General features: G+C 32.7%; 6 protein-coding genes and 3 pseudogenes. 4 read left to right on the top strand and 5 right to left on the bottom strand.

Annotation, left to right across the window (positions count from 1 at the left end):
* On the bottom strand, positions 1 to 617 hold a 617-nt coding region (locus AC1RYN_RS13665; protein ID WP_481807403.1), incomplete at its 3' end, for an agmatine deiminase family protein.
* Between the two features lie 268 nt (positions 618 to 885).
* Here AC1RYN_RS13665 and AC1RYN_RS13660 point away from each other — a divergent pair.
* The 3 genes from AC1RYN_RS13660 to AC1RYN_RS13650 are packed head-to-tail and all read left to right on the top strand — an operon-like array spanning position 886 to position 2,109.
* The gene (locus tag AC1RYN_RS13660; RefSeq protein WP_481807402.1) at positions 886 to 1,173 is read left to right on the top strand and encodes a hypothetical protein; all 288 of its coding nucleotides are present in this window, start codon (positions 886 to 888) and stop codon (positions 1,171 to 1,173) included.
* Entirely contained in the window at positions 1,130 to 1,501 is a 372-nt protein-coding gene (locus AC1RYN_RS13655; protein WP_481807401.1) for a hypothetical protein, read from the top strand. The genes AC1RYN_RS13660 and AC1RYN_RS13655 overlap by 44 nt, the downstream gene beginning before the upstream one ends.
* Positions 1,459 to 2,109: an OmpA family protein gene (locus tag AC1RYN_RS13650; protein WP_481807400.1), complete on the top strand. Its 651-nt coding sequence runs from the start codon at positions 1,459 to 1,461 to the stop codon at positions 2,107 to 2,109. Before AC1RYN_RS13655 ends, AC1RYN_RS13650 begins: the two co-directional genes overlap by 43 nt.
* Positions 2,110 to 2,235: 126 nt before the next feature.
* Here the strand turns inward: AC1RYN_RS13650 and AC1RYN_RS13645 are convergent.
* From AC1RYN_RS13645 to clpB, 4 genes and pseudogenes are all read right to left on the bottom strand, one after another.
* Positions 2,236 to 3,121: pseudogene (locus AC1RYN_RS13645) on the bottom strand (carbon-nitrogen hydrolase).
* 312 nt (positions 3,122 to 3,433) lie between these two features.
* The gene (locus AC1RYN_RS13640; RefSeq protein WP_481807399.1) at positions 3,434 to 3,853 is read right to left on the bottom strand and encodes a hypothetical protein; all 420 of its coding nucleotides are present in this window, start codon (positions 3,851 to 3,853) and stop codon (positions 3,434 to 3,436) included.
* A 197-nt stretch (positions 3,854 to 4,050) separates the two neighbouring features.
* Positions 4,051 to 4,934: pseudogene (locus tag AC1RYN_RS13635) on the bottom strand (DUF808 domain-containing protein).
* 471 nt (positions 4,935 to 5,405) lie between these two features.
* Positions 5,406 to 8,010, bottom strand: a pseudogene (gene clpB, locus AC1RYN_RS13630) (ATP-dependent chaperone ClpB).
* 157 nt (positions 8,011 to 8,167) lie between these two features.
* On the opposite strand from clpB, the gene ytxJ reads away from it, so the two are divergent.
* A complete protein-coding gene (gene ytxJ / locus AC1RYN_RS13625; protein ID WP_481807398.1) occupies positions 8,168 to 8,557 on the top strand; it encodes a bacillithiol system redox-active protein YtxJ in 390 nt (129 codons plus the stop codon).
* Positions 8,558 to 8,597: the final 40 nt, after the last annotated feature.

Genomic DNA, 8,597 nt, shown 5'->3' with positions numbered 1-8,597 from the left:
TCCAACCAAATAACGTTTGTTACGCCAAGATATTCTTTAAAAACTGCTTCATAATCTTCTTTCGTAAAACCTGGATTACGAACCTGAATACTTGGATGCATCAAACATTCCTCAGAAGTTAGCAATGTTCCTCTTCCGTTTACATCAATCGCACCACCCTCAACAATAACCGGTTTTCCTTTATAAACAACCTGTGTAACTGGAATACCTAAAACCTCTGCGACTTTTGCTGGTACAAACTTATCTAATTGATAGTTTTTGTATTTTGCCCAACCATTAAAATTAAAGTTTAATGCCTCTCTTTTATCTCCATTTCTAACAACAATTGGTCCTGAATCACGCATCCAACTTCTGTTAGTTTTATGAATGATATAAGTAACATTCTTTAAATCTACATGCGCTCTTTCGAACATATCGTTCACTTTTGCTTTCAAATCATCATCGGCAACTACCAAGAAAACGATTTCATGTGCAGCTACTTTTTTTATAAACTCTACAAAAGCCCATTGAACAGCTTCGTATTTCCCTGGCCAATCTTTCCCATTATGGGGAAAACACAATACAATTCCTTGCTGTTTTTCCCACTCTGCAGGAAATATCCTATTATTTGTCGTCATAAAAAGGTTCTAAATTAAAAAAAGACAAAGATAAACATTCATACCCTTTATCATTATGTAAAGTTCTTTTTTCCAGTTAGATAGAAATATAATTTATTCTAAATAACTAAAAAGTATTGCCATCAATAGAACCAAAAAATGATGAAGAAAGCCACAAAACATGGGAATTATGTATACGGAGTAACATTGGTTCAAACCGATTATTCTATTTTTATACTGAGTTTAAACGAAAAGGCTCAAAAAAAATTAAATTTAACAATAGGATATCATGAAAAAGAAATTAGCATCCGTATCACTTTTATTACTGTCCATGGCGGCAGGTGCACAAAGTATGGCAACAAGTACTGCACAACCTACAATTGAAAAAAACTCGTACAACAAATGGTCTATCGAATTAAATGGTGGTTTAAACAAACCAACTAGAACAATGACTGAAGGGTATTCTACATCTACACTTAGCCCCTTTCACGCAGATTTAGGTGTACGATATATGTTTAGAACTGAAATTTGGTTTGAAATTAGATTTTGGATACGATCAATTTCAGGAACGCAATGATACCGCTCCATTTGACAGTAAATACTTAAGAACAAGTTTACAAGGAGTTGTAAATATTGGTAGAGCCTTAAACTTTGAAACTTGGACCAATACAATTGGTTTATTGGCACATGGTGGTTTTGGAGTTTCTCAATTAAGTGCTGATAATGGTTTTGATGGAAAAGACTATATGGCTCACGGAATTGTTGGTCTTACAGGACAGCTTAGATTAAGCAATACTATTGCTTTAACTGGTGATCTTACCGGAATTGTTAGCAACGAAGACAAAACCATAACTTTGACGGAATGGGACAAACAACTAGCGGTTCATTTGATGGAGTATTATTAAATGCTTCTGTTGGTTTAACTTTCTACCTAGGTAAAAAAGAGAAACATGCTGACTGGTATTCTGAAGACAATGATAGATTAAATAAATTAGAAGACAGAGTTAATACAATAGAAACTGGTCTTATCGACACTGATAAAGATGGTGTTGCTGATTTATATGATCTAGAGCCTAATACTGTTTCTGGTGTTGCTGTAAATACTAAAGGACAATCTATCGATACCAATCAAAATGGTGTTCCTGATGAATTAGAAAGCTATTTAGATAAAACATATTCTAAAAAAGGTAGCGAAACTGCAACAAACAATACAGTTGAAGAATTGATTAATGGTGGATATGTAAATGTATACTTCGATTTTAACTCTTCTAAACCAACAAATGCTTCTTTATCTGGTGTTGACTTTTTAGTTAAATACTTGAAAAACAATCCTGGGAAATCTGCAGATGTTATTGGATATTCAGACGAAATCGGAAACTCTAGCTACAATACTGAGTTATCTAGAAAAAGAGCTGAAGCTGTGAAAAAAGTAGCTACAAATGCTGGAATTGATGCTTTTAGATTAAATGTAATTGCTAACGGTGAAGACACTTCTGCTGAACAAAAACTCTAAAGAAGCGCGTCAAATCGTAAGAAGAGTTACTTTTAAAGTTAAATAATTAGAAATTTTACTTTAAGAAATAAAAAAAGGACAAAATGTAAATTTTGTCCTTTTTTGCTTTTATATAAATCGGCTAAATTAGTCGATTGCTCTTTTTGTAATATCTCCAAGGCATTGATTCTTCTGTCTCTAAAAAATGGCCAGTTCTGACGCACATTTTCTTTAAATCCAAATCAACCTCAGCGATTAAAATTTCTTCTTTATCGTGTGAAGCCTGCGCTAAAATTTCTCCTTGAGGTCCAGCAATAAATGAAGCTCCCCAAAACTGAATTCCATCTGTACCATCAATATATTGCTCCAAACCAATTCTATTAGCAGCGGCAACAAATACACCATTTGCAACAGCGTGTCCTTTCATTACGTTCATCCAAGCTCCATACTGGTTTTCACCGTATTGCTCTTTCTCTTTTGGATGCCATCCAATTGCTGTTGGATAAAACAACACTTCTGCGCCTTTTAAAGCCGTAATACGAGCCGCTTCTGGATACCATTGATCCCAACAAATTAATGTTCCTATTTTTCCTTTTTTAGTTTCAATAGCTTGAAAACCTAAATCACCAGGTGTAAAATAGAATTTTTCATAAAAATGTGGATCATCTGGAATATGCATCTTACGATACAACCCTGCTTCTGATCCGTCAGTATCTATAATATATGCACTATTGTGATATATTCCTGCCATTCTTTTTTCGAAGAAAGGAACAATAATAACCACTCCTAATTCTTTAGCCAAAGCACTAAAAGCTATAAATGAAGTACTGTATAATGGTTCTGCTAATGCAAAATTATCTACATCTTCACTTTGGCAAAAATAATGACTACTATATAATTCTGGCAACAGGATTACTTCAGCACCTTTATTGGCTGCATCTTTTACCCAACTGATACATTTTTTAAGATTATTTTCGGCAACATCATTCAGATTTAACTGGATAACGGCTATTTTATATTTCTTATTCGGCATGTCTTAAAATTTAGAGTGCAAAAATAGTAATTTTTAAAGGAATAGCAAAGTGAGCCATTGGTTCAAATAAAAAACTAAAATTTCTATTCTAGCCCCGATAGCAGTGGTAATCATTTTGTTTTTTCTTTAAAAAATAAAATATTAAAACGAATAGCGGGAAATTATGTTCTTATCAAAAAAATCGTCTTGCTCCAAAAACAAAAAAACACCAGCATCCTAACTGGTGTTTAATTGAATGAAATAAAAATAAAACAGTTTTTAATTAACTGCTCCTTTTATATAGTAAGCACTCTATATATTGAATTAAGTTAACTATTCAATAACTACTTTTGCTGTTACAAATTCAGTTTCTGATTTTTTGAATTTTATATCAAAAGTTCCTTTTGCTGCTGATTTAAATTTGTAAACTGTTTTTTTAGGATCTGGCACTTGTAACGTACAAGCTCCTGATGGATATTTAGCTTCAACTTGCAATCCTTTTTCTGTACCAATTGTTATCTCACTGATTTTACCAAATTCTGCACAAGCGCTCTCAACTACATAAGTCACATCATAACTAAGTTCCTCATTTACCTTTCCTGTTTCTGGTCCTTTAACTTCAGTTACTAAAGCACTTTTCACTGTAAATTCAGGAGCAGCAGGTTGATCATCATCTTTGTCATTACTACATGAAATTAATACTGTTACTAAGAATAATACAGTTAAAACTGATTTTAAATTGAAATTTTTCATAAATATATATTTTTTGTTATTAATTATAATATAGATGCAGATAGATCAAAATGGTTGCTTCATAAAAATTGTTAAATAATCACAAAAAAACACTAACTAACTAAAAAACAATAAACTAACAACTTTAAAAAATTTCATTTTTGGCATAAAAAAAACACCAATCTTCCGATTGGTGTCTAATATAATAGATAAAACAACTATTCTGTCACTTCTTTTTTTGGAATCATTTTTTTGATTAGAGTTACAATTCCTAAAACCAAAAACCCTATCACAAGTCCAATAACAAATTCTTTTATAATTGAAGGTAACTGAGGCACTAGGTGATGAAAAAACTCAATATTATGTACAAATATACCTCCCGCTACTAATAGCAAAGCTATCGTTCCAATTACTGATAAACCTTGAATCACTCTTGGAAGTGCCTGTACTAGAATATTCCCTATCGTTTTTGATAAGCTACGTTCTTTTTTACTAAGTTGAATAAGTTTCAAACCAAATTCATCCATTCTTACAATAAGTGCAACAATACCATACACTCCAATTGTTGCAACTATTGCAATAATAGAAACAACCATAATCTGTGATAAGTATAGGTTTCCCAATTACGGTTCCTAGTGCTATAATTACTATTTCTACAGATAATATAAAATCAGTTATGATTGCTGATTTTATTTTTTCTTTTTCAACAGCTAAAATTTCTTCTTCTGAAAAAATTTGTGCTGTAACCTCAATCTTTTCATGTTTGTGTGGAAAGAAAAATTTCAAATATTTTTTCAGCTCCTTCATACGCTAAAAAGAGTCCTCCTAGCACTAAGATTACTATAATGGCTACTGGAAAAAAAGCACTTAACAAAAATGCAATTGGTAAAATGATTAATTTATTAATAAACGAACCTTTACCAATCGCCCATAATACAGGGAGTTCTCTTGATGAAGCAAAGCCTGATGCTTTTTCGGCATTAACAGCCAAATCATCTCCTAGGATACCTGCCGTCTTTTTTACTGCAACTTTACTCATTACTGCAACATCATCCATGATTGCTGCAATATCATCTAATATAACGAAAAAACCTGATGCCATATAATTCTTTTAAGAATTGCGTTAACTCTTTGTGTAGGGCACAAAATTTAATTGACGCATATTGTTATTTTGTGCGAATCTAATACTTTTTGTTCAAATCTCTTTCTTCTATTTCTTCCTATTTAACCAAATATTTTCAATCTCACTTCAAAACAGCACTCTTAACTGCATTGACCTAAAAGTAACCAGATAATCACAAAAACAAAAACAGTCCCAAAACAGCCACTTCCAAGCTTTTTCGCACCATACCCCGCTATTAATCCTTTAAATATGTTGTTCATCCTATTATTTTTTTAAATTTTTTATATACAACTAATCTTAGCTTAGCTCTGCCTAAGTAAAGATGAGAACTTAATTATATTTTTCCTTATACTAATTTAAAAAAAAGTTTCATTATTTACTGATTTTCAAATTTATATATAAAAAACACCAGCCTTACGACTGGTGTTTTCAAATTTATAAAAATCAAAATTATTGGGTCACTTCTTGTGTTTGGTTTCTAAAAACCAATTTACCATCAAATGCATCTAATAAAATGATACTATCTGTTGTAATCTTCCCTGCCAAAATTTCTTTTGACAATTGATTTAAAACGTCTCTTTGTATAACGCGTTTTACTGGTCTTGCACCGAATTGCGGATCAAACCCTTTATCCGATAAATAAGCAACAGCTTCAGGGGTTGCATCCATTGTAATTCCTTGCAAAGCCAACATTTTGGTAACACTCTTTAGTTGTAAACCAACAATATGTTTAATATTATCCACTGTTAAAGGCGGAAACAATACAATCTCATCAATACGGTTAATAAATTCCGGACGTACTGTTTGTTTCAATAAAGCAAGCACTTCGACTTTTGCAGCCTCTGTTGCAGCTTCAATGCCTCCTTTTAAATTCTCAAATTTTTCTTGTATTATCTGGCTTCCCATATTAGAAGTCATGATGATAATCGTATTTTTAAAATCGGCTAAACGCCCTTTATTATCTGTTAATCGTCCTTCATCCAATACTTGTAATAAAATATTAAATGTATCTGGATGCGCTTTTTCAATCTCATCTAACAGAATTACTGAATACGGTTTTACGTACAGCTTCTGTCAATTGTCCACCTTCATTGTATCCTACATATCCTGGAGGTGCACCAACTAATCTACTCACACTATGACGTTCTTGATACTCACTCATATCAATTCTGGTCATAGCATTTTCATCATCAAAAAGATACTCGGCCAATGCTTTTGCCAACTCAGTTTTACCAACTCCTGTAGTTCCTAAAAACAAGAAGGTACCAACAGGTTTTTTCATGTCTTGTAAACCAGCTCTACTTCTTCTTACGGCATCACTTACCGCTTCAATTGCTTCTTCTTGACCAACTACACGTTTGTGTAATTCATCTTCTAGATGCAAGAGTTTTTCTCTTTCGGTTTGAAGCATTTTCATCACTGGAATACCTGTCCATTTTGCAACAACTTCGGCAATATCTTCTCTGGTAACTTCTTCTTTAATCAAAGAATGCCCCGTTTGATACTCATGCATTTGTTTCAATAAGACATCTAGTCTTTCTTGAGCTTCTTTTATTTTTCCGTAACGAATCTCGGCAACTTTTCCGTAATCTCCATCACGTTCTGCACGATCCGCCTCATGTTTAAAGTTTTCAAGCTCTAATTTTACAGCTTGAATTCCATCTACTACATCTTTTTCAGATTTCCATTTGGCGTAGATTTCATTTCGCTCTTCTTTAAGGTTCGCCAACTCCATTCCTAAAACCTTGAGCTTGCTTTCGTCTTTCTCACGTTTTATGGCCTCAATCTCAATTTCTAATTGCATTATTTTTCTATCCAAAACATCTAATTCCTCAGGTTTCGAATTGATTTCCATACGCAATTTAGATGCAGCTTCGTCCATTAAATCAATCGCTTTATCCGGTAGAAAACGATTGGTAATATAACGTTGAGAAAGCTCAACAGCAGCAATAATAGCTTCGTCTTTTATCTGAACTTTATGATGTGTTTCATACTTTTCTTTAATTCCACGTAAAATTGAAATCGCACTTTCAGTATCTGGCTCATCAATTATAATTTTTTGGAAACGACGTTCCAGTGCTTTATCTTTTTCAAAATATTTTTGATACTCATCTAAAGTTGTTGCACCGATCGCTCTTAACTCTCCACGAGCCAATGCTGGTTTTAGGATATTAGCCGCATCCATTGCGCCTTCTCCTCCACCTGCACCTACAAGTGTATGAATCTCATCAATAAATAAAACGATATCTCCTTCGGCGGCAGTAACTTCTTTTACTACCGATTTTAATCGTTCTTCTAATTCTCCTTTATATTTTGCCCCAGCAATTAATGCTCCCATATCTAGTGAAAACACAATTTTATCCTTTAAGTTTTCTGGCACGTCACCATTAACGATTCTTCGTGCTAAACCTTCGGCAATTGCAGTTTTACCAACTCCAGGTTCACCAATTAACATTGGGTTATTTTTTGTTTGACGTGTTAAGATTTGTAACACACGTCTAATTTCTTCATCTCTACCAATAACAGGATCTAATTTTCCTGTACGTGCTAATTCGTTTAAGTTTTTCGCATATTTGTTCAATGAATTATAAGTCTCTTCTGCTGATGCTGAAGTTACACGTTCTCCTTTACGTAATTCATCAATAGCTGCTTTTAAACCTTTACCAGTTACTCCTTGATCTTTTAAGATTTGAGCAACTTTGCTTTTTGAATCAAAAATTGCAAGTATTAAATGTTCGATCGAAACGTATTCATCGTTCATTTTTTGCGCAATAATCTCTGCTTCATTCAATGCTTTATTTGCATCTCTGGAAAGCATTACATCTCCTCCCGAAACCTTCGGGAAACTTTGAATTGTGCTATCTAGAATTTGAAGAAATAAAGGCACATTTACATTGAGTTTTTTCAAAATAAATGGCGCTACATTTTCATCAACCTCAAAGATAGCCTTGAAGATATGCTCATTCTCAATTTGCTGTTGACCGTTTTGTTGAGCCAACTGCTGAGAAAGCTGAATAGCTTCTTGCGATTTGATTGTAAATTTATTTATGTTCATCTTTATATTGATTTATGATTTATGATTCTATTTTAATAAGTAACTTTGTTTATTATTTCTCAAAATATATTCCACAATAAACAAACAGACAAAATGACGCTTAAAATTTGATTTTCATTATTTTTAAATGTCAAAAAGTCATAAATAACGACAAAATATGAGTTTTCTATCATCACTATTTGGAAATTCTGATCAAAATGAATCATCAGAAACTAAAATAAACTGGATCCCCTTAACAAGTGTAGACCAATTAGACGAAATCGTATCTGAGTCTAAAGATAAGCAAATTCTTATTTTTAAACACAGTACAAGATGTAGTATTAGCAGAATGGCCCTAAAACAATTTGAAAGAGAATTTGATTTGGACACTAAAGTTAAGGCTTATTTTCTTGATTTAATAGCACATCGTGATGTTTCGAATGAAATAGCATCTCGCTTTAACGTCGTTCATCAATCTCCTCAATTATTACTTATTAAAGACGGAAAATCAATATATGATGTTTCTCATAGTGATATTGATGCTGAAGCTTTGAAAAGTAAAGTGTAACGAAATCAGAAGTTAGATGTGAGATTACTTACATGAGATT

The organism is Flavobacterium sp. TC780 (assembly GCF_056783245.1).
The sequence above is the reverse complement of the archived record's forward strand: the minus strand, read 5'-3'. Positions and strand labels throughout refer to the sequence as shown.

Excerpts from the sequence above, each read along its gene's own strand:
- AC1RYN_RS13640 (WP_481807399.1), bottom strand. The coding sequence starts at position 3,853 with ATGAAAAATTTCAATTTAAAATCAGTTTTAACTGTATTATTCTTAGTA.
- ytxJ (WP_481807398.1), top strand. The coding sequence starts at position 8,168 with ATGAGTTTTCTATCATCACTATTTGGAAATTCTGATCAAAATGAATCA.
- AC1RYN_RS13650 (WP_481807400.1), top strand. The coding sequence starts at position 1,459 with ATGGGACAAACAACTAGCGGTTCATTTGATGGAGTATTATTAAATGCT.
- AC1RYN_RS13660 (WP_481807402.1), top strand. The coding sequence starts at position 886 with ATGAAAAAGAAATTAGCATCCGTATCACTTTTATTACTGTCCATGGCG.